At 38.4% G+C, this 26,064-nt stretch carries 32 protein-coding genes; 18 read left to right on the top strand and 14 right to left on the bottom strand.

Annotated features, from left to right (window positions below):
* Positions 1 to 49: 49 nt before the first annotated feature.
* The 4 genes from FFR60_RS16045 to FFR60_RS16030 all read left to right on the top strand — a co-directional run bounded on the left by FFR60_RS16045 (position 50) and on the right by FFR60_RS16030 (position 3,648).
* The gene (locus FFR60_RS16045) at positions 50 to 583 is read left to right on the top strand and encodes a hypothetical protein (protein ID WP_137664911.1); all 534 of its coding nucleotides are present in this window, start codon (positions 50 to 52) and stop codon (positions 581 to 583) included.
* A 137-nt stretch (positions 584 to 720) separates the two neighbouring features.
* A complete protein-coding gene (locus FFR60_RS16040; RefSeq protein WP_137664910.1) occupies positions 721 to 1,149 on the top strand; it encodes a hypothetical protein in 429 nt (142 codons plus the stop codon).
* Positions 1,150 to 1,294: 145 nt separating this feature from the next.
* The gene (locus tag FFR60_RS16035) at positions 1,295 to 2,422 is read left to right on the top strand and encodes a Fic family protein (protein ID WP_137664909.1); all 1,128 of its coding nucleotides are present in this window, start codon (positions 1,295 to 1,297) and stop codon (positions 2,420 to 2,422) included.
* A gap of 581 nt (positions 2,423 to 3,003) precedes the next feature.
* Complete coding sequence (locus FFR60_RS16030; protein ID WP_137664908.1) at positions 3,004 to 3,648, top strand: histidine phosphatase family protein; 645 nt, start codon at positions 3,004 to 3,006, stop codon at positions 3,646 to 3,648.
* A 192-nt stretch (positions 3,649 to 3,840) separates the two neighbouring features.
* On the opposite strand, the gene FFR60_RS16025 is transcribed toward FFR60_RS16030, so the two are convergent.
* The 3 genes from FFR60_RS16025 to FFR60_RS16015 all read right to left on the bottom strand — a co-directional run bounded on the left by FFR60_RS16025 (position 3,841) and on the right by FFR60_RS16015 (position 7,373).
* The gene (locus FFR60_RS16025) at positions 3,841 to 4,161 is read right to left on the bottom strand and encodes a YtxH domain-containing protein (protein ID WP_137664907.1); all 321 of its coding nucleotides are present in this window, start codon (positions 4,159 to 4,161) and stop codon (positions 3,841 to 3,843) included.
* Between the two features lie 199 nt (positions 4,162 to 4,360).
* Positions 4,361 to 6,427: an Ig-like domain-containing protein gene (locus FFR60_RS16020; RefSeq protein ID WP_137664906.1), complete on the bottom strand. Its 2,067-nt coding sequence runs from the start codon at positions 6,425 to 6,427 to the stop codon at positions 4,361 to 4,363.
* A gap of 358 nt (positions 6,428 to 6,785) precedes the next feature.
* On the bottom strand, positions 6,786 to 7,373 hold the full coding sequence (locus tag FFR60_RS16015; protein ID WP_137664905.1) for a helix-turn-helix domain-containing protein: 588 nt from the start codon (positions 7,371 to 7,373) through the stop codon (positions 6,786 to 6,788).
* A 203-nt stretch (positions 7,374 to 7,576) separates the two neighbouring features.
* On the opposite strand from FFR60_RS16015, the gene FFR60_RS16010 reads away from it, so the two are divergent.
* The 9 genes from FFR60_RS16010 (at position 7,577) to FFR60_RS15970 (ending at position 12,841) form a co-directional block, all read left to right on the top strand.
* Positions 7,577 to 7,909, top strand: coding sequence for an SdpI family protein (locus FFR60_RS16010; protein ID WP_137664904.1), 333 nt, complete (start codon positions 7,577 to 7,579; stop codon positions 7,907 to 7,909).
* 53 nt (positions 7,910 to 7,962) lie between these two features.
* Positions 7,963 to 8,265 (top strand): DUF3784 domain-containing protein, encoded by a 303-nt coding sequence (locus FFR60_RS16005; protein WP_137664903.1) that lies wholly within the window; start codon positions 7,963 to 7,965, stop codon positions 8,263 to 8,265.
* 197 nt (positions 8,266 to 8,462) lie between these two features.
* Positions 8,463 to 8,843 (top strand): hypothetical protein, encoded by a 381-nt coding sequence (locus tag FFR60_RS16000; protein WP_137664902.1) that lies wholly within the window; start codon positions 8,463 to 8,465, stop codon positions 8,841 to 8,843.
* Positions 8,844 to 9,275: 432 nt separating this feature from the next.
* Positions 9,276 to 9,578: a hypothetical protein gene (locus FFR60_RS15995; RefSeq protein WP_137664901.1), complete on the top strand. Its 303-nt coding sequence runs from the start codon at positions 9,276 to 9,278 to the stop codon at positions 9,576 to 9,578.
* An 81-nt stretch (positions 9,579 to 9,659) separates the two neighbouring features.
* Positions 9,660 to 9,917 (top strand): hypothetical protein, encoded by a 258-nt coding sequence (locus FFR60_RS15990; protein WP_137664900.1) that lies wholly within the window; start codon positions 9,660 to 9,662, stop codon positions 9,915 to 9,917.
* Between the two features lie 134 nt (positions 9,918 to 10,051).
* Positions 10,052 to 10,240: a hypothetical protein gene (locus tag FFR60_RS15985; RefSeq protein WP_137664899.1), complete on the top strand. Its 189-nt coding sequence runs from the start codon at positions 10,052 to 10,054 to the stop codon at positions 10,238 to 10,240.
* A 1,190-nt stretch (positions 10,241 to 11,430) separates the two neighbouring features.
* Positions 11,431 to 11,787, top strand: a complete 357-nt coding sequence (locus FFR60_RS15980; RefSeq protein WP_249355020.1) for a hypothetical protein — start codon at positions 11,431 to 11,433, stop codon at positions 11,785 to 11,787.
* Between the two features lie 102 nt (positions 11,788 to 11,889).
* The gene (locus FFR60_RS15975; RefSeq protein ID WP_137664896.1) at positions 11,890 to 12,300 is read left to right on the top strand and encodes a YybH family protein; all 411 of its coding nucleotides are present in this window, start codon (positions 11,890 to 11,892) and stop codon (positions 12,298 to 12,300) included.
* A 169-nt stretch (positions 12,301 to 12,469) separates the two neighbouring features.
* Positions 12,470 to 12,841, top strand: a complete 372-nt coding sequence (locus tag FFR60_RS15970; protein WP_137664895.1) for a hypothetical protein — start codon at positions 12,470 to 12,472, stop codon at positions 12,839 to 12,841.
* 64 nt (positions 12,842 to 12,905) lie between these two features.
* On the opposite strand, the gene FFR60_RS15965 is transcribed toward FFR60_RS15970, so the two are convergent.
* The 7 genes from FFR60_RS15965 to FFR60_RS15935 form a co-directional block, all read right to left on the bottom strand.
* Positions 12,906 to 13,778, bottom strand: coding sequence for a class II fructose-bisphosphate aldolase (locus FFR60_RS15965; protein ID WP_137664894.1), 873 nt, complete (start codon positions 13,776 to 13,778; stop codon positions 12,906 to 12,908).
* Positions 13,779 to 13,780: 2 nt separating this feature from the next.
* Entirely contained in the window at positions 13,781 to 14,830 is a 1,050-nt protein-coding gene (locus FFR60_RS15960; RefSeq protein WP_137664893.1) for a zinc-dependent alcohol dehydrogenase, read from the bottom strand.
* 80 nt (positions 14,831 to 14,910) lie between these two features.
* Positions 14,911 to 15,768, bottom strand: a complete 858-nt coding sequence (locus FFR60_RS15955) for a PTS system mannose/fructose/sorbose family transporter subunit IID (protein ID WP_088933823.1) — start codon at positions 15,766 to 15,768, stop codon at positions 14,911 to 14,913.
* A complete protein-coding gene (locus FFR60_RS15950) occupies positions 15,768 to 16,535 on the bottom strand; it encodes a PTS mannose/fructose/sorbose/N-acetylgalactosamine transporter subunit IIC (RefSeq protein WP_088933824.1) in 768 nt (255 codons plus the stop codon). The genes FFR60_RS15955 and FFR60_RS15950 overlap by 1 nt, the downstream gene beginning before the upstream one ends.
* 29 nt (positions 16,536 to 16,564) lie before the next feature.
* Complete coding sequence (locus FFR60_RS15945) at positions 16,565 to 17,038, bottom strand: PTS sugar transporter subunit IIB (RefSeq protein WP_088933825.1); 474 nt, start codon at positions 17,036 to 17,038, stop codon at positions 16,565 to 16,567.
* Between the two features lie 15 nt (positions 17,039 to 17,053).
* Entirely contained in the window at positions 17,054 to 17,473 is a 420-nt protein-coding gene (locus FFR60_RS15940) for a PTS sugar transporter subunit IIA (RefSeq protein ID WP_137664892.1), read from the bottom strand.
* Between the two features lie 36 nt (positions 17,474 to 17,509).
* Positions 17,510 to 18,583, bottom strand: coding sequence for an alcohol dehydrogenase catalytic domain-containing protein (locus FFR60_RS15935; protein WP_137664891.1), 1,074 nt, complete (start codon positions 18,581 to 18,583; stop codon positions 17,510 to 17,512).
* A 441-nt stretch (positions 18,584 to 19,024) separates the two neighbouring features.
* On the opposite strand from FFR60_RS15935, the gene FFR60_RS15930 reads away from it, so the two are divergent.
* On the top strand, positions 19,025 to 19,798 hold the full coding sequence (locus FFR60_RS15930) for a DeoR/GlpR family DNA-binding transcription regulator (protein ID WP_137664890.1): 774 nt from the start codon (positions 19,025 to 19,027) through the stop codon (positions 19,796 to 19,798).
* Between the two features lie 114 nt (positions 19,799 to 19,912).
* Here the strand turns inward: FFR60_RS15930 and FFR60_RS15925 are convergent, their stop codons facing one another.
* The 4 genes from FFR60_RS15925 to FFR60_RS15910 form a co-directional block, all read right to left on the bottom strand.
* Positions 19,913 to 20,839 (bottom strand): LacI family DNA-binding transcriptional regulator, encoded by a 927-nt coding sequence (locus FFR60_RS15925; protein ID WP_137664889.1) that lies wholly within the window; start codon positions 20,837 to 20,839, stop codon positions 19,913 to 19,915.
* Between the two features lie 13 nt (positions 20,840 to 20,852).
* Entirely contained in the window at positions 20,853 to 21,632 is a 780-nt protein-coding gene (locus tag FFR60_RS15920) for an HAD family hydrolase (protein ID WP_249355019.1), read from the bottom strand.
* Between the two features lie 17 nt (positions 21,633 to 21,649).
* Positions 21,650 to 21,928 carry a hypothetical protein gene (locus tag FFR60_RS15915; protein WP_137664888.1) on the bottom strand — a complete coding sequence of 93 codons (279 nt, stop codon included), beginning with the start codon at positions 21,926 to 21,928 and terminating at the stop codon, positions 21,650 to 21,652.
* Positions 21,929 to 22,129: 201 nt separating this feature from the next.
* Positions 22,130 to 23,101, bottom strand: coding sequence for a MerR family transcriptional regulator (locus FFR60_RS15910; RefSeq protein ID WP_088933831.1), 972 nt, complete (start codon positions 23,099 to 23,101; stop codon positions 22,130 to 22,132).
* A 331-nt stretch (positions 23,102 to 23,432) separates the two neighbouring features.
* Here FFR60_RS15910 and FFR60_RS15905 point away from each other — a divergent pair, with 331 nt between their 5' ends.
* The 4 genes from FFR60_RS15905 (at position 23,433) to FFR60_RS15890 (ending at position 26,044) form a co-directional block, all read left to right on the top strand.
* Positions 23,433 to 24,299 (top strand): Rpn family recombination-promoting nuclease/putative transposase, encoded by an 867-nt coding sequence (locus tag FFR60_RS15905; RefSeq protein ID WP_249355018.1) that lies wholly within the window; start codon positions 23,433 to 23,435, stop codon positions 24,297 to 24,299.
* Positions 24,300 to 24,440: 141 nt separating this feature from the next.
* A complete protein-coding gene (locus FFR60_RS15900; protein WP_137664887.1) occupies positions 24,441 to 24,983 on the top strand; it encodes a GNAT family N-acetyltransferase in 543 nt (180 codons plus the stop codon).
* 118 nt (positions 24,984 to 25,101) lie between these two features.
* Positions 25,102 to 25,434 (top strand): hypothetical protein, encoded by a 333-nt coding sequence (locus FFR60_RS15895; protein ID WP_137664886.1) that lies wholly within the window; start codon positions 25,102 to 25,104, stop codon positions 25,432 to 25,434.
* A 55-nt stretch (positions 25,435 to 25,489) separates the two neighbouring features.
* Positions 25,490 to 26,044, top strand: coding sequence for a hypothetical protein (locus tag FFR60_RS15890; protein WP_137664885.1), 555 nt, complete (start codon positions 25,490 to 25,492; stop codon positions 26,042 to 26,044).
* Positions 26,045 to 26,064: the final 20 nt, after the last annotated feature.

Below are 26,064 nucleotides of genomic sequence, written 5' to 3'. Positions count from 1 at the left end.
TTATGGATAATGTTACGGTTGAATTATCAAAATAGAAATGGAGTGTTGTATGATGAAAAAGATTTTTCGTTTGTTACTCCTAGGATTTTTGAGTGTGACTATTTTATCGCCAAGCTTTGTAAATGCTACTGAAGATCAAGCTGTTCAAGAACCTAAGTCAAGTATTTATAGTGAGATCGATAGTGTGGCACCAATGGCTACTCCATTAATTCAAGAAATTACTTTAGAAAATGGAGAATCCTATGAGTTCTCAAGAAAATGCATTCTTTTTCCTGAATCATTTTCCGTAGGTTCTTTTGCTGGTAATTTTAAAATTAGATCTTTATCCAACCGACCAGAAACATTTTCCTATCAAGCAATTACGACCGTACCAGGAATAAATCCCACAATTTTTTATTGCAATACCTCATATGAGGAAAATGGATTTGGTTCATATAATCCAACATATTATCCTGAATCAATTGAAGAACATGATTTTGGTATTCGAATAACAAATTACTCAGCAGGTCCAACAGCATACAGGTTTGGCTTAAGTTTTGGTTATTCAGAAGATCCTGATTATGGTGATTTCGAACTGGACTAATCTTTTAAAATCATCTCAAGTTTTGAGATGATTTTTTATTTAATCCTCGTGTTTAACTAACCATTATTCCCCCTTTCTTTCCTGCTTCGTTTTTTGATATATTAGCTAATAATCAATCATTTTGGTAGGAGTCTTTCATGAAGAAAATTGTCGTTTGGAGTTATAGCTGTGTTTCTCTCGTTTTATTCTTTAGTTTTTACCCAATTGCTGCATGGTCTATCGTCATAGAAGAAGGCAGCTTTGCAAACACAGATTTTGGGTTATCTGTCCTGCCTCTTACTTTTCTTTATTTGTTTGTTCTGTTGATGCAGTTCACAATAATAGAAATCAGAGAGGACATATTAGTTATTCGAAAAATTGGAAATTTTCGCAAACAGAACTTTTATCTATCACAGGTTGCTGTCTCGTATGGAGTCAGAGAAAAGGTTTCATATAAAGCACCAGCCATTTATCCAATTTATGTTTACGACGAAAAGTTGGATAAGCGTCGGAAAATTGTTTGTGGCGATATTAGAGGAGCTGACTTTGGTAAATTTTGGAAAAAATACGGTCCTACTGAAGAGTAATTTTACAAACGTTAGCTCCATCTTTGATCCGTGTGATTAATTTATTTTCTCCCTCTCTCCTTTTATCTATTATTTAATGTATTTGTGATTTATCCGTTTACTTATTTCACTTTTTAATATATATTGAATTAACGAGGTGATTAAAATGGTTTTGAAAGGGATAATAAAACTACCAATTAGTGTTTCTAAAGAAAAATCAATCGAAATTTATAAGCAACTGGCTAAAACAAATCTAGTTATCGGTAAAATGGATGCGCACATCAATCGTTCCTTAGTCAACGATTCTTTGTTGAGCCTTTTATCCTTTAACGAATCGGTTCAATCTACAAGGATTGAAGGAACTCAAGTTACATTTCACGACTTCATGGAAAATAAAAACAAAAAAGAAATGGATTGGCAAAACAAAGAAGTTAGCAATTATCATGAAGCTTTGATGTATGGTGTAGATCAAATTCAAAATCATCACATGCCAATTTCCACACGTTTATTGAGAAGGATTCATTCTATCTTAATGGAAGATGCGCGCGGGACTTCTTCAGCAAGTGGCGAATTCAGAAAAATTCAAAACTTTATTGGTCCAAACAATAAAATTGAAGATGCTGTATACATCCCTATTCCTCCAAACGAAATTAACTCATATATGGAAAACTTAGAATTCTTTATCAATGGAGAAAATCACTACTCTTTCGACATTGACAAAAAAGATTCCGAAGAGTATTTTCCATACGATGCCTCTCCTTTGTTGAAAATGGCGATCGCGCACGCTCAATTTGAGTCTATTCATCCATTCTTGGATGGGAATGGGCGATTAGGTCGGATTTTACTTGTACTAGTCTCTGTAAAAGAATCTTTAGTTTCTTCACCAATATTTTTTGTAAGTGAAGAACTAGAAAAAGAACGGATCAGATACTATAACAGTCTAAACAGCACTCGTGGTCAGAAACCGGATTGGAGCACTTGGTTGCTCTTTTTCCTACAAGCATCTGAACGAATGGCAAACAATATCATTCAAAAACTACTAAGTGCTGAGCAATTAGCTACTACCGGTATGGATAATTGTGAGACAGACATGCAAAAAAATATCTGGCTCGCTACCTTTACTAACCCGATTGCTACAGCGAAAGAAATTAGCTCTTTTCTCAATATACATCCAGCTACAGCAAAAAGAGGATTGGATTTCTTGGTTACTAAGAACATGCTTGATCGAGATGACTCAAAGAAACGAAATCAAAAATACTACAATTATGATTTAATCAGAGCGATCCAAAATTAAATGATTTAGACACTAAATTTTTTAGTGTCTTTTTTCATGACTTCCATGATTCGCGTGGTTAGTATAGATCTTTTGATTTCTTCTCCCAATTACTAAGAATAACTGTATAATTAGTAAAAAGTCTGCTGAGGTGAAATTTTGAAAGTAAATAATAAGCTTACATCAAAGTGTTTTTTGGGTGCTGCGCTTCTGGTATTTCTTCTTATGATTTTAAGAATATCTCTAGATTTATTCGTGTTTCATCGAGTTTATACAACAAGTCTGATTGTTGATAGAATAGTCGACAATTTTCTCCCTTGCGTAATATTTTTGGGTTTCGGTATATATTTCAAAAAACGATAATTGTTTAGAATGAGCTATCAATTTGATAGCTTTTTTATTTCCGTGATAGTTAGCTATGTAGGCAAATTTTCTTGACCTTACTTCCTATAGTTCTTTTTCAAACTCCTCTTTCGTCAACATTCTTTCCTCCTACAGCGTTGTTTTGGGCGAGTGGTTTTGCTATACTGCTAGTAATTTCTTGGTTCGACTATTGCCGATAAGGTGAAGCGATTACATAGGATTCTTTTGGAGGATAAAACATGAATTCAACAGTTACTTTCTATGTTACTCGACATGGGGAAACATTACTTAATCAGTTACATAAAGCACAAGGTTGGGTAGATTCCCCTTTAACTGAAAGAGGAATCCAAACAGCCACACAATTAGGACTGCAACTGAAAAATGTCCAATTTTCGGCTGCATTTTCCAGTGATACATCCAGAGCTTTACAGACTGGAAAAACCATATTAACTGCACAGGGGCAAAATGAACTGCAAGTTATTACTGATAAAAGGCTCCGTGAGTGGTGTTTGGGCTGCTGGGAAGCGGAAAATAATGATAAGTTTATTTCCAGTATGATGAATGAATTACAGATACAAAATGATTTTTCAGAACTTAATTTCCGTCTGCCAGAAGTTCATGAGGTTATTTATAAATCCGACATAACAGGTATGGTTGAACCGTTTCATATGATTATGGATAGATTGGAAAGTTTTCTCAAAGATACAGGTGATAAATTTATTCACCTGAATAATCCAAACGTCCTGATCGTTACTCATGCTTTTGCTATTAAAACATTGCTGTATTTGTTTTCAAAAGAAATGTTGCGAACAAAACCTAAAATCAAAAATGTCGATATTATTTGTATTAAATGGGATGGTAAAAGTTTTTCTATCCTTGCATGATAAGCCCAGACAGTTTCTGGACTTCGATTACCTATTCACTCATTTAATCCTCTGCTACTCTAGTTGCCGCAAAACGAAAATCCCATAAATCAATTTATATCTTTTATTCAAAACACAAATAACCGGTCAAATCTTAAAAGATTTGACCGGCTATTTCTTTATAAAAGGGGAGCTTCCCCTTTTAAATCTATATTAATACGACAGGGGCAAGGTTTCTTTGAGTTCAGTTTTTGCTTCTTGGATTTCTGCTTTGACTTCATTGTGACTTTCTTTTAGTGCTTGTTTTCTTTCCTTACCGCTTTCTTTGAGTTCGCTTTTCACTTCTTTAGAAGCTTCTTTGACTTCATCTCTGCTGTCGTATAAGTCGTTCTTGATTTCTTTCTTCACTTCTCTTAATTCTGTCCGAATTTCTGATTTCCATACCGGGCGGAAAATGTACCGGTTCACTGTCATTAATCCAATACAGGCAATCCCCAAAATCAATACTGTAATTTCTAATCCATTTCTTTTCATTTTATATATCCTCCCGTTTTCTACCAACCGTAACAACCAACGCTATTTTTTCTGCTTTATTACTACACTCTCATAATAAGAGATAATCGGAAGCGTTTCGTCCAACCAAAGCCCTATTTTCTTCTCGGATAAAAGGCTTGAATGACCACGAAAATGACAAAGACGTGAAAAAAGAGCCTATCACAGGCTCTTCATCAGATTATTTCTTGTAGTAGATTATCACTGTTGCCAGACTAATCGCTAATACACCTAAGATCAGGAGCGCGGTTCCTTTATCTTCTCCCATTTTCGGCAGGCTGCTTTGATAGCTTGTAGTTGGACTTTTGCTTATATATGAAGAAGTGCTGATTGGTACGTTTGTATTTTCTGCGTTGGGAGTGGTTGTTTTTAATTTCAATTCACTCATTGCGGCAGTCAAACGTTGGATCAGATCATTTACCTGCGCTAATGTTGCTTTGCCGGATGCAATCAGGCGATTCGCTTCGTCCTTTAAATCCATGACCTTTTGCCAAGAGTCTTCTGTATATAGTGAGCGAACTTTTTGATTGAGATCAGCGAGTAATTTTTCCAGTCTTGCTAGTGCTTCTTTTAGTGATTTATTGGATTGTGGTTGTTCTCTTTTTACCAGCTTTTGTACTGCTGCGGCTAAATTTTCTTTTGCGCTGTTTACTTCGTTCAGCGTTACGTTTGCTGGATTTTCTTGTCCTTTTTTGAGAACTTTTTCTGCCTGAGCCTTTGCATCAGCAACGGATTGCCATGATTCAGGGGTGTACTCTTCTGCTTTTTTGTTATTCGTTTCATCTACTGCTGCCTGCAGCTCTTTCAAAGCCTGCTCGATTTCCTTCGTATCTACAGGCGGCTGCTCCGTAGAAGGTGCGACTTCTTGAATCACTCCTTCTAAGTTATCAGAGGCTGCATCTAATTGTTCGAGTGTGGCTTCTTCATTATCAACGATCTCGTGCGCTTTGTGGATCTCGTCATTCAGTTTCGCAACATCATCCGGCGTTAGTTCAGTTTCATCGATACTTTCAGCTTCATCAATGATATCTGTTAGCTGGTCAATCGCTTCATTGATCGTTCCACTGGCTGAGCCGCCGCTTCCGTATACGTTCACCGAGGCATTTCGATTTTGCGGCTGACCGGCTTCATCATTCGTACCTGCGCCATTAATATAGCGTGTTGTGGAGGCATCGACTTTTGTTTTGTAGGTAATGACTGCGGAGGCGTAGTTATTTATCGTACTCGCACTGCCTAGATTGTCTAAATATAACTGGAAGCCCGTATCCGTTTGCGCCACTTTTGTCCAAGAATTTTCGATATCTTGACCAGGCACTAAGGAATATTTCTTCAAGCTTTTCTTATTTGTGTCACGATAATTGACTATAAATGAGTTCGTCAGTAAGGTTTGCCCCGGTCCAATCGTATCGAGAATCTGCGGCTGAATGAGTCGCTGCTGGGCATTGTTAATGGTAATTGTCCAATTAATAATGGATGGATCATTTTTATCAAAGGTCCCGCTTTTGAAGACTACCGTTGGATTGTTATTGCCGGTTGTCGTTCCAGCGCTTTTCCGGACAGTTAGCTGGACATCGGTGGTCGCGCCATTCACAGGCATCGCAAGTGTATTGGCTCCATCAGTTACCTTCGTTTTATCGAATTTAGCCCAGAAAAACAAAGAGCCGTTAATATCGGTTTTCCCTTCAACCGAATCGGTAAAGGTCAAAGTCATTAATCCTGTCGCTGCATCGGTTGATGCATTCGCAATAATATTTCCAGCAGCGTCCATTAAAGGAAAATCGGTATAATTAACCAGCTTCAATTGCTCTGGTAACTGAATGGTCATCGTTTCATTTGGATGAACCGCTTCAGGAATGGCAAACGTATAATGAACTTTGATCTTATCGGAATCACTCACTTTGGCTAGTGGATTACCAGCAATATCTGTAAATGACACATCGGTAAAATACTGACTCCCATGATCCACCGCTGCCGTTGGTGCAGCTTTTTCAGTGGCAGCCGATGATTTGTCGGTCGATTCTTGTGTTGAAGCAGTGGTTGTTTTATGTTTATCAGTTGAATTTGTTCCAACCGAAGAAGTATGGTCACTAGTAGGTTGAGTCGTGCTTTCTTCAGCAGCTTTCGCTTCTGAAATTAAGGCTGTTTCACTCGTCGTGGTGCTGGTCAATTCCTCAGCATTCCCATACATCGGCGAGGCAATACCAAACAACAAAACGCCAAATAAAATGATACTCTTCATTTTTTTCATTAGTGCTCCTCCTCTATGCTATAAAGAATAGCGTATTTAGAGAAATCTATACACGAAAAGGAACTTGCAAAAATTTCCTTATAGGAGAAGACGTGTCCGGCAAATGCTATTTCGTTTACTTCAGTGATCTCTGTCGGACTTCTCGTTGTCAAGCGATTCCCAAGATTCGTAACGCTCCATCGCCTCTAGTAGAAAATGAACTGTGGTCTCAACATTGTCGCTATCCATTTTATATGTCCTAGCCATCGCATTACTCGGTGTCGGATTAGGTTTGGCTCTCGTTAAAAAAGTACAATCTTTATTGCGAGCAGCAGAATTTATCATCGATTCACTTTTACAAACCGCTAAATCGTATTTTTTATGCGTAAACAATTGGACCGCAGTCTACGAAAGAAAAGTCCCCAATCCTGAATTTCTTTTCAGTTATCGCTTGCGCCAACTGACGGCTCTCTATAAATTCATCCGTAACGACTACTAAAAATTGCTTGTTTCCTTGATTAACCAAATAAAACTCTTTGCCCAAGTTATTTACCCCGTTGATCAGGTCTGGAATTCCAAAGGCCAATAAAATTCCGAGACCAATATCGATCACCTTCTCGCCTTTTGTCGGCACTTGACTTCCGATCAAGGTTCGAATTTCTGCATCAGGATATTTTTCCCTTACGATTTTATCCTTCTTAACCTTTTTTCTGCCTTTGTCGTAAAGATTCAAATCAATCGCCTCTCTTATGACAGCAACATCCAATGTGTTTCCATCATCAAGAAGATAATCAATACTGACGCCAAGCAGCTTTGATAGCAGGCGCAGGTTTTCAACATCGGGAAGTCCATTATCTGACTCCCATTTAGAAATCGCCTGTCTCGATACCCCAAGCTTTACCGCTAATTGTTCCTGTGTCAGCCCACTATTTTTTCTTGCAGTCTTCAACTTTTCACCCAATGTCATAGCAATGGCACCTCCAATAATGACTGCTTTTCTTTATATTGTCTAATGCAGCCACCTTCTATTCTGAATAGTTTTTTTGTTACTACCAGTCTACAATTGGACGTCTATAGTAGGCAAGAAACTTATTATAGCAAGGACGCAACGCTCCGTAGCATGAGCGTATTGATAGTGTTACTATAAAAGAAAAGGAGGCAAGATTTATCATGCACTATTTTGTTAGCGCACTGCCGGTTATTGCTTTTCTTTTTATATTTCCAGTGCTATACAGCTATCTATCAAAACACGATAAATACCGCACCAATTCTGCTTTCGGTTTTAGAACGACGAAAGCTGTTAAAAACCCCTCAAATTGGCAAGCCTCTCAGCGGCTTTGCTGCTATACGTCCATCATTTTAGGTTTTGTTCAATTAGCATTCACTCTTTTATTTAAACTTATGACTTCTTTTTCTGATGATCTCTTTTTGATTTTGAATGCTTCGGTTTTCTTTCTTTTATTGCTAAGCCAATGTATCTATGTCAACAGCAAATTAGATTAACCCATGAGATTTCCTAGAATAACACTTTATTCTTTTAGAAGGAGGAACTTTTTATGGTAAATACTGTCGATCCTTTAATGGGATTCTTGGGCCTTTTGATAATGGTTATGGGGATTCAACTTATTCGCGGCAAATGGTTATTCCTGATTGCAGGTTATAACACAATGCCTAAAGAAGAAAAGAAGCGCTATAATGGTCCCTATTTAGGAAAACTTGTAGGCTCATATCTTATATTCGTTTCCTTAGTGTGTTTGTTGCATAAAATTCTGCCCGCGAATCTTCTGATTACTCTATTAATATTATCATCAATCATTGTAGTAATTCTGGGCAACACTTCAAAAAGAACCAGAAGCTAGTATTTCAGATCTCAATACTTATGCTGCTCACTAGATTGTCAAAATTCCGTCCATTAACAAGCTTTTATGACTTGTCTTTCTTTTAATAAGGCGTATTATTTTAGTAAACTATTCAGCAGCAGATGAGTTGGTTTGTTCAACGGAAATTTTGAAAGCGTTATATGCTGATGATAAAAAAATTAATTGGAGGTTCTCCTATGTTTTTTCAGAAGAAAACTAAAGACAAGAATAGTAGTAATAATGAACCTGATTTATGGGGACGAGAACCTTTAGAACTCTATGAAAAAATCGGACGCCCGATTGATCGCGATCCTGAAAATCCATTACGTTCAAGTGATGGAAAACCGATCCAAGACTTCATGGTTCTATTTTATAAAGGTAAGCCAGATATCCGCGGGGTGGGCGGCTTACTCTATGCCGGTGAATGGATCAATTACGGCACAAAACTGTATCGCGTAAATACCCTGCTCCAACAGTTAGAATTAAAAGAACTGATTGTTGAAGAACTTCAGCTAGAGGAGTCCAAATTCTTGGTTAGCCAAACTAGAGTCGATCCACGATTACACTTATTTTATTAAGAAAGGGGCGCTTGTTTTAAATACAACTTATGTAACTAGTTGATAGCGTCCACTTGTGTACCCTTGAAACTATCTTTACAATCCTAAATTTCAAAGATATCCTTTTCTAAAGGAGTGAATTAATGCATGAATTTTTATAGGTTCGTTTGGGAATACCTTATTTTGGTTGCTGTAGCTTTAATGATATATTCGTTGAATTACACATCGGATTATAAAGAATTTTTTCTATTTGCTATATTAGCTTTTCCAGTCCACTTGATTATTTCTTTAATTAGAAATTGGATAATCAAACAAAAAAAATAATTGTCAATCCTCTGTAATAGCCCCATTTAACAGAGTTATTGATTCATATTTAACTTTTCGAATTAATGATCTCCGCATTTACAAAGCGCTTTCTTAGATTTATCATTAATTATATAGGGGGGATGCATCATGAAGAAAATATGTTTTGTATTAACCGTTAGCTCCTTCATAAACTATGTCTCAATATTTGCCGGACCAACTCTCATGGATACCGATGATTTCAAAGACTATTTTTCCGATTACTATGATGTTTCGACTAACTATATTAGAGATAAAGACTCCGTTGATTATTTGGTAGTTCCCGATCCTTTCCCACCTTTTGACAATGAAAATCATCTTCCAATAATCAAAGTACCCGCGCTCTTATTTATGCAAAGAGATTTTGAACAAATAAAGACGTATATTGATGATTATTTTTCCTTAATAGTGTAACAATTGATTTCACATAGCTTTTCTAAAGCTTGCTTCATTCAGCTGCTAAAATACGGTAAAATAATAATAGGAGGTGGTATCATGTTGTCCAGAGATATTGTTGCTTTCCTCATTTGTGCTCTTGGTGCTATTCTAGGCGCCTATACGATTGCTTTATCCGGCAAAAGACCGTCACTAGCGAAAATGTTTGTCACTGTATTCTTTTCTGGAGGATCATTAGTCTTTTATTACTACTATTTCGAAGGGACCAAATCCCTAATCCTACCTGTGGTGTATTATGGAATTGTTATCGGTTCTGCACTATTGTTTTCAAAATTCAAAGATAAACTTAGCTCGTAATCATCCATTTTTTTGGATGATTTTTTTCTTTAATCTCCCTAACATGAAACTAGACTGTTTCTTAATTATCTACACATAATATATAATAGGGCTCCATTATAGGTGTATAATTATCTTAAAAGGGGGGCTAGTAAATGAGTTACGTATTGGGAACCATTTTCTTATTATTAAGTGTCTGGCAGTTTGTCATGTTTAAGCGATCACTCACCCACTTTAAGCAACAGGGAGACAAGAATACCTCTCCTTTTATTATGTTAGCACTATGGAGCGGCTTGTTATTTGCCATCACGTTTTTAGGCATTGCGATCTCTTGCTTTTTTTAGATTACCTACGCTTTAATTAAGAGACGCGATGTCTCTTTTTTTATTTCTCCCTCTGTTATCCTTTCAGCTGAATTTCAAAATTAAAAATATTTCATAAAAGATACTGATTTTTGATTGTTCAGGATAACTTAAAATAACTAATGATAAAAATCATGACCAATCAAATATAAGCTTTCATACCAATATCTATCCTACTATCATTTCAGAGAAAAAAAGCAGATAGTATAACAGAATATATTGATTTCGTAGAAAAGTACTTGAGAAAGCAGTCATTACAGTACCTACGTTGGGGTTAGTAATATCATGCTGGAAGCCGTGATACAATAATCGTATTCAAATAGATCATTAAGCGCATGTAACCCATGTGCTTTTTTTTAACGGTTTTGAAATTCCGATGAAGACTCAGCTCTTCTGACTAAACTTATCTGATTACATAAAAAATACATTTACAAGCCCTCCTCTTTTCAATATAGTGAGAAAAAAGGAGGGCTACTATGACACTCATGAGCAGACTTAAACCCAATATATTCTTATTCATCGGAATGATGATCGTTTTACTTAATGCGCTTTTTATGAATTTCAATTTTCTTATGAACATCCTAGGCTTCGTTCTTATACTTTTTTCCAGCGATATCACGAAATTGATCAATAGCCACCTAAAAAGCAATCATTAATTGATCGCTTTTTTGATTGTTACCAGCCTAAACAGATAGAAGATGCCTGTTAATTTTAGTGACAATACTGATTTGAGAGAATATTTTTCTAGACATTAGGATGTATCGATCAACTATTAATAAAGAGTCTGTAGATTATTTGGTTGTTCCAGATCCTTATTTTCCATTTGATAACGAAGATAATCTCTCTATAATCAAAGTCCCTGCTATTTTTTTATGAAGAGGATTAAAACTCATATAGATGACTATTTTCCATCCCTCTGCACTTGATTTAGAACAATATTTCGTATAAACTATCGTAGTATTTACTGCGTATAATTGTTCAGCGTAAAGCACACTATAAAAGGTGTCTTTGCGCTTTTTTTGCGCAAAGGCCCAGAAAGAGGTTATATTTTGGATTTTTATATGAAACTCCCCCGCAACAAAGCAGAATTCACTTTATTTCTGGCGATCGTCTCTATTCTCTCTGTCAATATCATTGCCCCGCTCATATCTTGTTTCGAAATGGGGTTTAGTTTGACTACATGGAAGCACACGTTCGAAGTAATGCCTGCTATTTGGCTCATTGTAGTAGTCTTGGTTTTACTCACCCATGAACCAGCATCAAAATTGACTGCCAAATTGATTCGGAAAGAGGATAGTTTTAACTCCCATATGATCGTAAGCTGTCTGGTCAATGTAATTATGATGTCAGTGATTCTAACGGTTGTCGCAAGTTGGATAGGAATGAGATATATTTCGTTGCTGCCGATCGAACAATTTTTCTACAAATGGCCGAGAAACTTTAGTATCTCTTTCTTCGTAGAATTGTGCATTGCTCAACCCTTCGCTAGATTTTTGCTTTATAAAAAGCATCTTCTTTTGGATAAGTAATGATGGCCTAGTCATTGCAAGTATCCCTTTACATGTTCGTCCGTTAGTTGGATTTTTCTTTTTTTGTGCTATACTTCGATAAAAACCAAAGGAGCGGTTGCTATGAATGAAGATGAAAAAATTGAAAAGAAAATTAAATCAATTATTGATAATTGCGATCTTCTGATTCATGAAGAACGCTTTGACGAGTTGGTTAATTACTATACTGATGACGCGATACTGGTCGTCAAGCCAGGAACAATTGCACGCGGGCGCGATAAAATCAAGTCGGCCTTTATTAAAATTGCTGAATACTTCGATAATTCGATCAAACCAATTGAGGGAAAAATGCTTTACTTGGTTGCCGGCGACACAGTTCTTGTACTTGCGCAAACATTTTTAGAAGCTAGCCAGAGCGCTAAAGAAAAATCAGAATTTTCGATGGAACGTCGGGCAACTTATGTTTTCCGAAATGTCGATGGAAAATGGCTTTGCGCCATTGATAATTCCTATGGAACCAATCTAGTCGAATAACTTTTAACTCAGTCACTGTTCTTTGTGGCTGTTTTTTCTTCCGAAATACCCTAGTTAAGCTATCAGAATTTACCGTAAGTCCCTTATCTAACTAGGAAAGTCTCCGATCCTGTTGCTCCTTAAAGATAGTCGTGCTATCTTTATTAAAAATAACTTCAGGAGTTACACAATGACTTATAAAGATAGGAAAAACTATTTACTTTATACCTCGGTTGCTTTTTTAGTGGGAGCGGCACTTTATGGTATTTTATCTCTATTAATGGTTCTCTCTCCCGCAACTGAATTGTCATCATTTACTAAAATCCTCTATTTTGCTGCCGGCACCCTTATAGGCGGATACTTGATCGGCTCAATCCTTTCTGGAATATTTATGTTTAGTTCATTCATAAAGAAGCAATCTAAAAAGTTTAAGATTCTTACAATCATCTTCTTTTTCATTACGATCCAGCTTATATTTTTCGTTGGATTTTTTGCTACACTTCCCTACTATATATACAACCTTATTCACGTTCGCCAGCGAAGAATTATAGTTGAAAAATAATTTTTGATATTCTATCGAAAACACGCCTGGAAGCAGCAAAGACTGCTCACAGACGTGTTTTTATTTAATCTAATCCATTAAAAATTTTCAATGCGCTAGTAACGTTTTCCTTGATTGCACTAGTAGCGACTAAGGATAACTCATCAAAGAAATATTCATCCCTTTGAGTTAAGCATTCCTTTTTCACCGCTTCTCCAGCGGCTAGATTCATATAGGTATAATAGTTGATTTTGCGAATTCCAGCGGCAATGGCCTTTTGATAATCTTTCTTTGAAACACCTGATCCGCCATGCATTACTAGGGCTGCCCCGTTTGTCGCTGTCCGAATTGCTTTGATCCGTTCGAAGTCCAGATTCGGTTCCATCATATATTTTCCATGCACGGTCCCAAAAGAAACTGCCAAGCTGTCTACTTTCGTTTTTTCAATAAATTCGCTGGCTTGTTGCGGATTTGTAAAGAGATCAGCATTACCGAAATCGCTGGCTTTTGACGAACGCCCTTCTCCACTGCCAATCGCAGAGTTTGTCATTTCACCTAATTCTGCTTCAACAGAGACCCCGACACTGTGGGCAATCTTAACTAATTCCGCCGTTTCCTTTACATTAGTGTCATAATCCTTCAATGAAGCGTCATACATAATAGAAGTAAAACCTAGGCGAATGGCTTTGACACATTCCTCTAGACTCGCTCCGTGATCTAAATGAACTGCGACAGGAACTTTGGCTTGCTTTGCAAACTCGACCATGACCGGACCGATCTCTTCAATTGAAATCAAATGTTCATGAACTTCTGCGTGTTGAATGATCACGGGAACGTCCAACTCTTCTGCTGCTTGAATGACTCCCCGCAGTGATTCCAAATTAGGAACATTGAAGGCTCCCACTGCTCGTTGCCGCTTTTTTGCATTCATCAATAAATCTTTGACTGTTACTAACATCCTTACTCACTTCTTTCTTGTTCAAAATCGATGACAATCCGAAACGCTTCAGTATTCACAGCTTCTTCAAACGCTTCTTGAATTTGACTTAGCGGATAAATCTTTGTGACAAACGGTTTCACATTGACAACACCTTGGCTGATCAAGCGAGCTGCTCGAATGAAATCTCGTTTGTTTGAATTAGCTGTCCCCATGATTTTCTGTCCTGTTTTATGGATATGATCGAAAGTTATGCCGACTGGTTCATCAGGATAATAGGAAGAATACAAAATCATCGTTCCTGTATTAGACAGATTTTCTAATAAGCCAGGAATCAACGCTGAATTTGGCGTGGTATTAAAAATAATCTGAGCACCTAGATTTTCCGTATAGGATAAGACTTTCTCCAATAAGTTCTCTTTAACAGGATTGATGATCTGAGCTGCTCCTAGTTCTTTGGCTAATTTCAAGCGTTCTTCATTAGGATCTGAAACGATCACAATAGCACCTCTTTTTTGAGCCAATTGCAAATGCAGCATTCCCATGATCCCAGCTCCTACGATTAGAACATAATCACCGAAATTAACTTCGGCAGTCTCAACACTGTGAAGAACACAAGACAACGGCTCTGTTAATGACGCTTCAGCGGGGGCGACATTTTGGTAGCTAAAAATATTTTCAGGGTCTACTACTAAGTATTCCGATAATCCGCCCATCCCTTTGTAAGGCAATCCCGGCTGCTGTTTGCTATGATCAAAGTTCAAACAGTTTTGTTCCTCACCGGTTCGACAGTAATAGCAATGACCGCAGGCTAAATTCGTCCCAAAAACAATCTGATTCCCTATCTCCCAATCACCTTCTACTCCTTCTCCCAGTTGAACAATTTCACCAGCGATCTCATGACCGCCAATAAACGGGTATTCCACTTTTTTTACACCTGTGTAAACTCTTTGTTCCCAAGTACAAATTGCGCAAGTATCAATCTTCATCAAAATCTTTCCATTAGGCACTTCTGGTAATGGTGTTTCTTCAACTACTAGATTTTTAATATCGTAAAATACGGATGTTTTCAAAAAATTCACTCCCTTAGATAATAGACAAGAAGAAGCGGCGTTAGATGATCTGAAGCCTTCACTCTAACGTCGCTTATTCATTACAATGAGTTAACAACTAACCCTAGTGCCGCTAAAATTGCGCCTCCAACGATTTGAATCACTAATACTTTGGTTGGTGTATATTTTTTATGCTTCAATAGATAGTAAGTAAGCAGTGTTACCCCTAGTGGAAGGATACCTTTTACTAGACTGTCCAATACATCCGTTTGAATGGATAAGCTTTCTTTACCACTTAAATGCACACTCAATGGTGTGGCCACCTTCACGAAATTCGCTGCCAACGATCCAATAACAATCGCGCCGAGCGTTTGAGAAAAGGTCATGATGTAAGACAGCCGACCGCCGGCCATCATCTTTTGAATCCCTTCCTTACCTTGTTCGTAACCTTGAATCCACAAGAAGTATGCGATGACCGTCATAATGATCCAATGCAGAGCAAAGAACAACACTGGACCCATGAAGATATTTCCCTTAGCACCAAAAGGTAATGTGAAGGATAATAGAATCGGAATTAATGTTCCTTGCCATAAAGTATCCCCGATCCCAGCCAAAGGTCCCATTAACCCAGTCTTCAGTCCGTTGATCGTCTGATCATTGATATCTGCTCCCATTGCTCGTTCTTCTTCCATCGCAATAGTCATTGATAAAACAGGACCGCCGAATGAAGGCTCGGTATTGAAAAATTGCATATGCCGTTCTAAAGCAGCCTTCATTTCATCTTCATCTTTCCCATAAAGCTTTTTCAAAATAGGGCTGAACGCATGAACAACACCGGTAGCTTGCAACCGTTCATAATTGTAGTTTGCATGTGAGAAGAAGGTCCAACGCCAGAAAGCTTTAACTACATCTTTTTTAGTCAACAGCTTTTCTTTTTTTGTTTCTATCGTTTGATCCATTATGCCAAGCCCCCATTCTTATCTTTCAAATACAATTCAGTAAAGACATAACCAATAATGGCTGCGAAAATAGCGATTGGCACAGATGGTAAGCCAGAATAGATCGCCAACATAAAGCCAAATGTGAAGAATAGTAAGGTTCCTTTTCCATTCATTGCCCGCAAGTTCATCGCAATCCCTAATGCTGGTAAGATGCCTCCAATAGCTGAAAGAACATCTAAAGGTCGACCACTTAAAGCATCCACGATTCCTTCTACTGCATCCGCTCCAAGATAAGCAGCCAATGCGACAGGAACAACAGTAATCAAAAGTAAAAATAATTGCGGTGGTACGATATGAAGCCAGTTGATTCGATCGATTTTTCCTTCTTCTGCGGCTTTATCTGCCATATGAACAAATGTGATGTCTACCGTCATATGAGCAACCCAGATCAGAGTTCCTAGTAGACCGATTGGCACGGCTAAGGTTACTGCAACTGCGGGTTCAACTTTTGCCGCCATCGCTAAAGCGGTTCCAAGAGTTCCGGCAAGCGCTGGGTCCATTGCAACAGTTCCCCCAGCTGAGATAAAGGCAAGATATGGCAGGTTAATTGCCGCTCCGATAATACAACCTTGCACCGGATCACCTAAAATCAAACCAACAACAGTCCCATTCACTAATGGTCGCATCCAACCGTGAGTCCCCACTAATGACAGCCAAGGTGTTCCATTAATCCCGAGGTAATAGACAACACCAATCAAAATTGCTTGGATGAGGCTTATTTTCATTTTGACACTTCCTTTACTAAAATATTGTTTTAAAGCAATCCTTCAATTGCTTGCGAACCTTGATCCGGAATAACATGAATCTTCATTTTTACATCGTTGCCGACAATTTTTCTAAATGCTTCTTTTTCTTCTTCTGATGCTGAAATATTTTTGTGGAAGGTTTTCCGATCTTTCCGTGCACCCATACCGCCGATAATAATCTCCTCAAACTTCACGCCTTTTTCAATTAGACTCAAATAGGTTTGAGGTTCTTTTGCTAAAACAATAATCTTATGACCATCTGGAACATTCGCTAATAATGCTGCTCCGTCATCAATGCCTAAAATAGATAACTTAATCCCACTTGGCACTGCCATGGACATGATGGACTTAGTAAATTCATCACCGGCTGTTGCGTCATCGACAATAACGATGTGATTCCCTCCTGTAAATTGCAACCAAGCAGTCATTACCTGCCCATGAATCAAACGATCATCTATTCTTGCTAAAACTATTTCTCCCATTTTAGAACACTCCTTTTATGAATTTAATTTAGCCATTTCTTCTAAGAATTCTTTGATACCATCTTTTCCTGCATTCATCGCCGCCTGATACATCGTTTCCAAATCAGCTCCGATCATTCGTTGATTAAATGCTTCGATCAACATTGGAAGATTCACTCCTGAAACAAGGCGATATTTGTGATTTTTCAACTTGTTAAAGGACATCGCCGCCTGATTGTAAGGACTCGCTGAGAACAGATCAACTAAAACTAAAACGCCCTCTCCATGATCCAGCTCACAAATTCCGGCTTGAATTTTTTCACTGAACTCAACAATGTCATCTCCATGTTTTAAACCTAGCGTTTGATAGTCCTCTTGCTCCCCCATAATAAGACTTAGACTATCCATCAATCCTGTAGCCATTTCGCCATGAGTCACGACTAAAATTCCTGTCACCTTTGCCACTCCATTCATAGTTAATTTATTTCCGGATTACCAAGTAAAATGCATCACTGTTTTGTTCCAACCAGGATTTTCAACAAATTTTTCCATAACTTTCGTAAAATCTTCGCCTGAGGCAATTTCCGATAGTTGTTTAGGTAGAATTTTACTTAAAGCTTCTCGATATGCTGCGTCTTTCATACCTTCAACGACTGCTTCAAAATCAACTGTGGATGAACGACTGCTGCCATGTGCGGTGATCCCTTTTTCCAAAATATCCCGTGTATCGATCGGAACTAATTCCTCCGTCACACCCATAAAAATGATATCTGCTAACGAATCCGCTAGCTCAATTGCTTGGTTTAAAGCACTCTCGCTGAATTTGCCGCCGGTACATTCAATCAAGACATCAAACTTTTCTTTGGAATTTTTAAAATCATAGGTCAAAACATTCTCAGTCCGGGCAAAATCAAAATGAGCCAGCTTGTCGTCTGCTGCACCGAAAATCACAAAACGTTCTGCATCTATTCCATACAAGTACTTCAACATGACAGCTGTAAAGTAACCGACCGGTCCGTCGCCAAAAAGAGCAACACAGGTATCAGCCTTTTTCAGCTTCTCTTCTACGTGACTGATCGCATGATGTGAAACAGAAGATAATTCCGATAAAACAGCGATCTCATTAGGAATCTCATCCGGAATTTTAACTAGACATTCCTCGGGATGAACCAATCGGCTTTGGGCCAAGCCATCGTAGCCGCTTCCTAAGAAGGCATTTCCTTTAGAGTAATTCACAGGTACATCCGGTTTTTGCTCAATTTCTGGATGTAAAATTTGGCCTGGAATATTCGGAACAACTACTACTCGATCCCCAACCGCGAACTTATCTGAATTTGTTTCCTTTACTACACCAATTCCTTCATGTAATAAGGCCATCGGTAATTTTTTAGCTAACGCTTCGGGCCGACGCAATCCGGCAAAATATCTTAAATCCGCATGACAAATACTCGCATAAGTCGGTTCTATCGCTACCCAACCAGCTGGGATTGCTCTCTTTTTTTGAACTTCTTTAATCACTCCTGGTTCAACAAGACTAAATACTCTTGATTCAACCGTTTTATCCATTCTAAAATTCCTCCTCATTTTAATGCTCGTTTTCACTCTTTATTGCTCGTTTACGAGTATAGCATCGGTGATAACTTTTGTAAACGTTTTATTTGCTGAAAAAAATTAAATAATTTATATGTCTAAAGTAATCTTCCTATTTAGATTTCAAAAAAGCATTGATATTACCCTTTAAACATACTACTATCAAACAATTCCAATTGAACAGAAATATAATTATTAACAAAAACCAATTTCAAATTAAATAACAATATAATTTGTGAAAAAGCCTTTTTAATAAAAATAGAATACGCTAATCGCTCGTTATCGCTCGAATACGCGCGATAACTAATTGTTTACATTGACAAGTCGAGCCATTTTTCTTAGAATAAAGGTCAAATCAGCTTTTAAGGTTATTCATATGGTCTTGAGTACTTGAAAAGGCGTGAGGGGGGAAAGAAGATGTTGACTGGTGAGCGACGAGTAAAACTACTAGATGCCATTGAAAATAAACAGTTTATCTCTGTGTCTCAACTTTCTGAGATTTTTCAAGTTCATGAAACGACGATTCGAAGAGATCTCGACGAACTGGAATCTCAAGGATTAGTTGTAAGAATTCATGGCGGAGTAGTCCCCGCAAGTATCAAGCAAGATGAACCTGTATTTGAGGATCGGGCAACTGAAAATATCACTGAAAAAACGCGCATTGGAAAATATGCTGCAAAATTTATAAAAAGTGGTGAAGCAGTCATTTTAGACTCTGGAACCACAACTCTGCAAATCGCAAAAACTTTAAATGAAATGCCGCAGCTACAAAATATTACGATTATCACGAACGATGTGAATATCGCTTCGGTTTTACGATCAAACAGATCGATCACTACGATCGTAACTGGCGGAACCCTTTTTCATGATAGTTATATGTTAAACGGTCAAATCGCTAATGAATCATTACAGCAATTTAGTGTGGATAAGGCTTTTATCGCGACACCCGCACTTAATGTGGAAAAAGGTCTGACGCATTTTAATGAGTTGCTGATTACGACTAAAAAAAATATGATTACTGCTACTGCCAAAAGAATTGTCGTCACTGATCATACAAAAATTGGCCGCCGCGCCCTGTATACCTTCCTGCCAATTGATAAAATTGATTTGTTGATTACAGATAACCAAACAGACAAAAAATTAATTGATGAAATGTACAAAAATGGTATCAAAAGCATCGAAAGCGTCTAAATCAAAAAGAAGGATTGGCAATAGTTTGCTGATCCTTCTTTTTTCTATTCATATTATTGATAGTCATCAGTGTAAATAGCGTATGAATACAAAAAAGAGATGGTCCCCCATCTCCTATCGTTCTATAAACGTTGATTCGATCATGATCTTGTCTTTTCTATTATTGATAAATTGCAGGAAGGCTTCCCGTCCGCATTTTGTCAGATGGTAATCGATCGTTGAGAGATTCAGCAGCTTACTGGCTAACAGATTGTCTTGTCCGACGATCAGCGGAAGCTTTTTGCCGCGATAAAAATCGTAAATTCCCGCACTCACTTCATCGCCGTTAGTCAGAATGGCTTCTACCTGATTTTCTTCGTAAAAGAATTTTCCCGCTCGATAGCCGTCTTCATATGTCCGGCAGTTCCGAACAACATCGGATTGGTCGAAGGATTTAAAATTCTTCTTCGCCAGCTTTAAAAGGAGCTTGGTACTGTCGCTGTAGCGCTCATTTCTGCCTGTGGTCATACCGATCTTCTTCACGTTATGGTCAAAAAAGTAAGCCATCGTATCCATAAAAGCCTTCTCGCGATCGATCGAAACACTCGCCACGCCCTCATTTGGAACATATTCGCAAAAAATCAACGGGCCGTATTGTTGATAGTCAAGGATCTTCTTTAGACTATTGATCTTCGAGGTAATGATCAGGCCGTCATACAACTTGGTAGATAATTCTTCCAGATACCCCAATTCTATTTTCCGATCATAATTCGTGGGCAGCAGAGTGACCTTGTAATTATGATGAAAGCCTTCTTCGGCGATTCCGCTGACGATCTGTTCAAAATAGGGACGATTAAGCGAAGGAACGATCACGCCGATATTATAGGTCTTTCCAATACTCAAATTTCGAGCAATGGAATTCGGCCGATAATTCAACTCATCCACCAGCTTTAGAATTTCACGCCGTTTTTCCTCATCGACATACGGGTAATTATTGATGACCCGCGAGATCATCGTAGTGGAATATCCAGAAAGCTTTGCTAATTCTTTAATCGTAACCATATCGAACTCCTTATCAAATAAGAGATAATCGCCTCAACGCGTTGAAAATACCGTCATCATCATTAGTATCCGTGATCATATCCGCACTTTTCTTGACCGTAAGCGTTGCATTTCCCATCGCCACACCGATTCCCGAAGTCTGCAGCATTTCTCGGTCATTCAAGCCATCGCCAAAGGAAAGAATATCCTCTCTATCAAAACCTAACTGTCCAGCTAATTCCAAAATAGTCGTTGCCTTCGATCCGCTTGCAGGAATGATATCCACCCCATCGTCATGCCAGCGGACAAAATCAAAGGTTGAAAAATGCGGCTCGATCGCCTGCTCCATGCTATGATCGTAAAAGGCCAATACTTGATAGATCAGCGCTTCAGCTTGGTTATGAACAGGCGGCAAAGCCCCGCCAACATAGCTCATAGCCCTACGCATTTTTTCCAAATCAAAGCTGGAAACCCGATACAATTGATTCAAGGTCACGATGACCGCATCTACTTTTTCCTGCGAGAATCGATTTAACAACTCAAAAAGATCAGCAGATGCCAATTCGTTGCCGAAGGTTTGCTGGTGATCGACAAATCCAATGGCGCCATTACAAACAATATAATTTTGAAAGCCCAGCAGCTGAATGATCGGCTTGGCATATAATAAACTCCTGCCTGTTGCGACAAACAACGTATGCCCTTGTTCCTTCAGCCTCGTCAAGGCTTCAAGCGTGGAGAAAAGAACTTTTTTATTACTCCCTAACAGTGTACCATCAATATCAAAAACAACCATTTTTTTCTTCGAAGCGGCCAATAAAACTCCCTACTTTCCTAAATGAACATTAGATTTCTTTTTAGACTAGACACGATATGATTCCCGTAATCGATAAACGTGTACCAATTCCGATCATAGAAAAAGGAAAGCGTGTCGACACCTTGTTGATTCATCACAGAAATATCCTTAATCTCAGACAGCTTGATTCGGCTTTTGATATTCTTCGCAAACAATCCTCTAGGCTTTTCTAAAAACAGCGCGTTTCTTTCAAACGATACCGACACATAATAATAATCCACGCCCAACATATCCGTAATTTCTACTACTGAATTCATCTAAAACACTCCCTTTGCTGTTTTGTTACCCCTAGTCTAAATGATGAAACCAGTTGCAACGCAAGTGTTATTTAACAACTCCCCGACAAGTGAAATATTCAGAAGTCCAAGGGGGGATCGTTTCTTTTGTATCCGTAGCATAAATACACCTGCGGCTTTTGCAGTCCCGCAGGTGTTGATTGCTTATTCCTGTTTTTTTAACTAGTCCTCTTTCAGTTTTATCGGGACATATCTTTGCATTTGTCGATAGCCCAGTCCTTTTTCAATATCCTTTTGATAAATATTTTCTTCGTCTAAATAAGGCATATTGAACATAAAGCTGCGATTTTTATCGACTTCAAAATTTGTACTTTCGACCCATTGGAAGATTTTGTCTTGAACCTTCTTGATACTCTCATCGTCTTCATCGATACTAACTGCCATCGCGTATAACCCGCCGGGAAAATCAATCAGCTGGAGCGGACTGACATCTTCTTTCCTGACGCTATCTTTAACAGCACACACCATGGTAGCTTTATCTTCATTTACCAGCATAAAATCCAAACAGTCAAAAATCACCGGACGGTATAAAGGATAGTGCTGCCATAATTGAAACATATAACCGCCTTCTTTGAAAATATCTTCAAACGTTTGCTCCCCAGAGGTTACGGCCCTAAACGGCGGAATTCTTATCACCATGACATCAGGGATCTTTTTGTCTAATTTATCCGTAATCTCGATCAAACGATTCATGTTGGCAGGTTTGCCGATGTAATCGACGCTTACGATTTGCGTTTCGATTTCTTTGGCTTTGTCATATAGCTGCTTGATATCGGCATTATTAGAAAAATTCAGCTTCTCTATTTCCTCAATAAAGTCGAGGACAATATTTTTCAGTTCATTCAGCAGAGAAACCTCATCATCGATATTCTCTACTTTTTTCCCTAATACCTCTAAAACGACATCCGAGCCAGAAGCCCCGAAGATCCGCTTAATATCTTTGATACTGATGTTCAATTTTCGTAAAATAAGGATTTGTTCGATCCGCCGAACCGCATCGTCATCGTACATTCGATAAGGCGAGTCGCTGTTTCGGATACTTTTCAGCAACCCCATGTCCTCATAATAGCGCAGCGCACGCGCTGTAATATTGTACTTGTTGGACACATCCCTAATCTTGACTAAATTATTCATAATCCATCTCCTCTTCCCATAACATAGTTCTATTATGAACGCTTACCCAAAGGAAGAGTCAAGTTTTTTTCTAAGCCTTTCCTTCTTACATCGAACAGGGAGATTCTGCGTATCTTAGGATAGAAAGCTGCTGATGGGCCATGCTATAATTGAGGCGAGATAAGCCTTTCAGCTGAAAGGTGTGAAAAAATGCAAAAATATTTACCAACGAATGATTTGCTTAGAAAAGCGGAACGAACTCGGTCAGCTCTTGAACAATAAGACTAAAATTTTGATAAATTGCTCCTCAAATTTAACAAAATTTTCGCTTATTGCTTCAAAGAGCTTGTTCGTGCAACTAGACATATTTAAGAAGATGTTGACCTCCGAAGATTCCTCGCATATCCTAAAAGCCTTTGTCAAAGACCTGCTAGGCCTCGAATTCCAGACCCTTACGCCAAAAGAAACGTATCATATTGACAGTTATAAAAAATCTTATGAAAAAATGGATATCCGCCGAACAGAGGTGGACATCCTAGCCACCGGAGAAGACGGCAGCCATGCCACGATTGAATGTCAGATTCAACCACATGACTACTTCCATGAGCGAACCATTTTCTATCTGGCGGAGGCTTTTCGTTCACCTTTTGGAAATATCGATAAAAAGAAGGAAAAGAAAAAGAATAACTTTTCCAGTCTGCGACCCGCATATGGGATTAATATTTTGAATTTCCATTTATTTGATCAAAAGGGCGAAGCGCTACAATTGTTTCGCATATTGAACGACCAAACCCATCAGCCTTTTTTAAATGGGAATGAGAAAGAATTATTGATTTTATGTTTTCTCAGTTTAAAAAATCAGCATATTAGAAGACAAAAGGCCGCCTATCATTGGCATTATTTTCTAAAAACCGGAGAAATCAAATCAACTGCACCTGACTATATAAAAGAAGCAAAAAGAAAGATTGAATTCTTAACCTTGGAAAGGAAGGAAAAAGAAATGATCATGAACATTGAAAAATCCAAAGCCATCTCTGATGCCGTCATTGTAACAGCGATGGAAAATGGGCGGAAAGAAGGCTTGGAAGAAGGACGAAAGGAAGAAAAGCGAACCCTAGCAATCGAGTTTCTAAAAATTGGAGTTAGTCCAGAAAAAGTAGCAAAAGCTACCGGACTAGACATCGAAACAGTTCACAAGCTCAAAAATCAGCAAGCATAACCCTGCTTGTTCCTGCAATCGGTTTCTTTTATAATGGATGTATCAAAACAAAGGAGGCTTTTGTTTGACTAACTTGTGTTTACTATCGGTGATTTGCTCTTAATTCAGATGAACAAATTCATTTATTAAGGAGAGCAAACCATGAACATTACGATTCGAGAAACAACAAAAGAAGATAACGAAATTATCTATCAAGTAGAAAAACGTGCATTTGGAGAATTAGACGAGGCAGACTTGACTGAACTGCTGCTAGCAGATGCGACAGCCCAACCGCTACTCTCTCTTTTGGCTTTTGCTGACGAAAAAGCAATCGGCCATATCCTTTTTACCAAGGCTTCGATCACAGAACACGAGCAGCTTTCTGTTCAGATACTTGCCCCATTAGCGGTGGTACCAGAATATCAAAAACAAGGAATCGGCGGCATGCTGATCAAGGAAGGCTTACGTCTTTTGAAGAGCAATCAGGTTGATCTCGTCTTTGTCTTAGGTCATATCGATTATTATCCGAGACACGGCTTCAAGCCAGCTTTACCGTTTGGACTGCAAGCGCCCTATCCGATAGAAAAAGGCAAAGAAGACGCTTGGATGGTCCTGGCCTTAAACCAAGATTTATCATTGAAGGATTATTCTGGAACCGTGCGTTGTTCGGATGAGTTTATGCGGCCAGAAAATTGGAGAAAATAGAACGCTCAAACCCTTGTGTCAAGTTGCGGCACAAGGGTTTTTCTTTGCAGATTTATGGAATTTTGAGTATAACTGAGGAAATAGAACCTCGCGATTGCGCGAAAGGGAGAGTAAAAATATGTATTCATTAGTTCCCGAAAATATGTTTGAAGTCGAACAAAAGCTGAACTACCTGTTAGAAAAAGGCACGGATGCCACTGAAGAAGAAGTCATCCGCCAAGCGGTATTGGACAATGCCCAGCAAATTCTTGATGGCGATCTGGAAGGACCATACTGGAAAGTAAAATGGCAGCCGGAAGATCAGACGCTAGCCATTTTTGACATCATGAACAAAGAAGTCGGCACGGTCGACAGCTTATCCGGTTCATTCATCGAAGATTTCCGCAGCAGTGCACCGAATGTGATCCGTCACCTTGCAGAAAAAATCCAAAAGATCGTCAATGATAATTAAAATTTTTACTGATGCCTCTGCAAGGGCTCATCAATAATCTAGCGAGGTGAACCAAATGGGAATGCACATAAGCTTCTTTGTCAAAGAACAACCAGAGGGCTGCTATTTTGAAAAAGTACAAGCCGGTTTTTATGAGGAAGAGGAAAACATCGAGACTCTTTATCCAAAGGATCGCTTTGATGCCATACTGGATGAAGCGTTGCTGCGGATTCTACGCAAAGTATTCGATACATTGGAGAAGATCGGCGAAATAGAAGAGTATCTGCAATTTTTAGATTTTAACATCGAAAATCCGTATAATTCTGCTTTCGTCAGCAAACACTTTCTTCTATATAAAAATGCAGATGTTGAAAGCTTGATGAACCATGTACTGATGGAAGTCGCAGAACCGTTGGCTGAGGGTTACTTTGAATCGATGATCGATTATCTAGAAACGAATATCGATGATGAAGTCTTTGTCGATTTCCGTCTAAATGGCGAGGAATTATTGCTGGAGGTTCAAAGCCAAGGCAAAAAAGTCAGTCTAATAGAACCATTAAAGCAATTAGTGATTGATTATGATGAATCCTTTGAGCGAGTGGCGACAGAATTTTTGGAGAGTTTTATTTAAGAATAAGCCGTTCAACTACC

This window comes from Enterococcus hulanensis, from assembly GCF_005405485.1.
Classification (GTDB): domain Bacteria; phylum Bacillota; class Bacilli; order Lactobacillales; family Enterococcaceae; genus Enterococcus_A; species Enterococcus_A hulanensis.
The sequence above is the reverse complement of the archived record's forward strand: the minus strand, read 5'-3'. Positions and strand labels throughout refer to the sequence as shown.

Bases quoted from the DNA above. Each gene is read 5' to 3' on its own strand.
- FFR60_RS16045 (WP_137664911.1), top strand. From the start codon at position 50: ATGATGAAAAAGATTTTTCGTTTGTTACTCCTAGGATTTTTGAGTGTG.
- FFR60_RS16040 (WP_137664910.1), top strand. From the start codon at position 721: ATGAAGAAAATTGTCGTTTGGAGTTATAGCTGTGTTTCTCTCGTTTTA.
- FFR60_RS16035 (WP_137664909.1), top strand. From the start codon at position 1,295: ATGGTTTTGAAAGGGATAATAAAACTACCAATTAGTGTTTCTAAAGAA.
- FFR60_RS16030 (WP_137664908.1), top strand. From the start codon at position 3,004: ATGAATTCAACAGTTACTTTCTATGTTACTCGACATGGGGAAACATTA.
- FFR60_RS16025 (WP_137664907.1), bottom strand. From the start codon at position 4,161: ATGAAAAGAAATGGATTAGAAATTACAGTATTGATTTTGGGGATTGCC.
- FFR60_RS16020 (WP_137664906.1), bottom strand. From the start codon at position 6,427: ATGAAAAAAATGAAGAGTATCATTTTATTTGGCGTTTTGTTGTTTGGT.
- FFR60_RS16015 (WP_137664905.1), bottom strand. From the start codon at position 7,373: ATGACATTGGGTGAAAAGTTGAAGACTGCAAGAAAAAATAGTGGGCTG.
- FFR60_RS16010 (WP_137664904.1), top strand. From the start codon at position 7,577: ATGCACTATTTTGTTAGCGCACTGCCGGTTATTGCTTTTCTTTTTATA.
- FFR60_RS16005 (WP_137664903.1), top strand. From the start codon at position 7,963: ATGGTAAATACTGTCGATCCTTTAATGGGATTCTTGGGCCTTTTGATA.
- FFR60_RS16000 (WP_137664902.1), top strand. From the start codon at position 8,463: ATGTTTTTTCAGAAGAAAACTAAAGACAAGAATAGTAGTAATAATGAA.
- FFR60_RS15995 (WP_137664901.1), top strand. From the start codon at position 9,276: ATGAAGAAAATATGTTTTGTATTAACCGTTAGCTCCTTCATAAACTAT.
- FFR60_RS15990 (WP_137664900.1), top strand. From the start codon at position 9,660: ATGTTGTCCAGAGATATTGTTGCTTTCCTCATTTGTGCTCTTGGTGCT.
- FFR60_RS15985 (WP_137664899.1), top strand. From the start codon at position 10,052: ATGAGTTACGTATTGGGAACCATTTTCTTATTATTAAGTGTCTGGCAG.
- FFR60_RS15975 (WP_137664896.1), top strand. From the start codon at position 11,890: ATGAATGAAGATGAAAAAATTGAAAAGAAAATTAAATCAATTATTGAT.
- FFR60_RS15970 (WP_137664895.1), top strand. From the start codon at position 12,470: ATGACTTATAAAGATAGGAAAAACTATTTACTTTATACCTCGGTTGCT.
- FFR60_RS15965 (WP_137664894.1), bottom strand. From the start codon at position 13,778: ATGTTAGTAACAGTCAAAGATTTATTGATGAATGCAAAAAAGCGGCAA.
- FFR60_RS15955 (WP_088933823.1), bottom strand. From the start codon at position 15,768: ATGGATCAAACGATAGAAACAAAAAAAGAAAAGCTGTTGACTAAAAAA.
- FFR60_RS15950 (WP_088933824.1), bottom strand. From the start codon at position 16,535: ATGAAAATAAGCCTCATCCAAGCAATTTTGATTGGTGTTGTCTATTAC.
- FFR60_RS15945 (WP_088933825.1), bottom strand. From the start codon at position 17,038: ATGGGAGAAATAGTTTTAGCAAGAATAGATGATCGTTTGATTCATGGG.
- FFR60_RS15935 (WP_137664891.1), bottom strand. From the start codon at position 18,583: ATGGATAAAACGGTTGAATCAAGAGTATTTAGTCTTGTTGAACCAGGA.
- FFR60_RS15930 (WP_137664890.1), top strand. From the start codon at position 19,025: ATGTTGACTGGTGAGCGACGAGTAAAACTACTAGATGCCATTGAAAAT.
- FFR60_RS15925 (WP_137664889.1), bottom strand. From the start codon at position 20,839: ATGGTTACGATTAAAGAATTAGCAAAGCTTTCTGGATATTCCACTACG.
- FFR60_RS15915 (WP_137664888.1), bottom strand. From the start codon at position 21,928: ATGAATTCAGTAGTAGAAATTACGGATATGTTGGGCGTGGATTATTAT.
- FFR60_RS15910 (WP_088933831.1), bottom strand. From the start codon at position 23,101: ATGAATAATTTAGTCAAGATTAGGGATGTGTCCAACAAGTACAATATT.
- FFR60_RS15900 (WP_137664887.1), top strand. From the start codon at position 24,441: ATGAACATTACGATTCGAGAAACAACAAAAGAAGATAACGAAATTATC.
- FFR60_RS15895 (WP_137664886.1), top strand. From the start codon at position 25,102: ATGTATTCATTAGTTCCCGAAAATATGTTTGAAGTCGAACAAAAGCTG.
- FFR60_RS15890 (WP_137664885.1), top strand. From the start codon at position 25,490: ATGGGAATGCACATAAGCTTCTTTGTCAAAGAACAACCAGAGGGCTGC.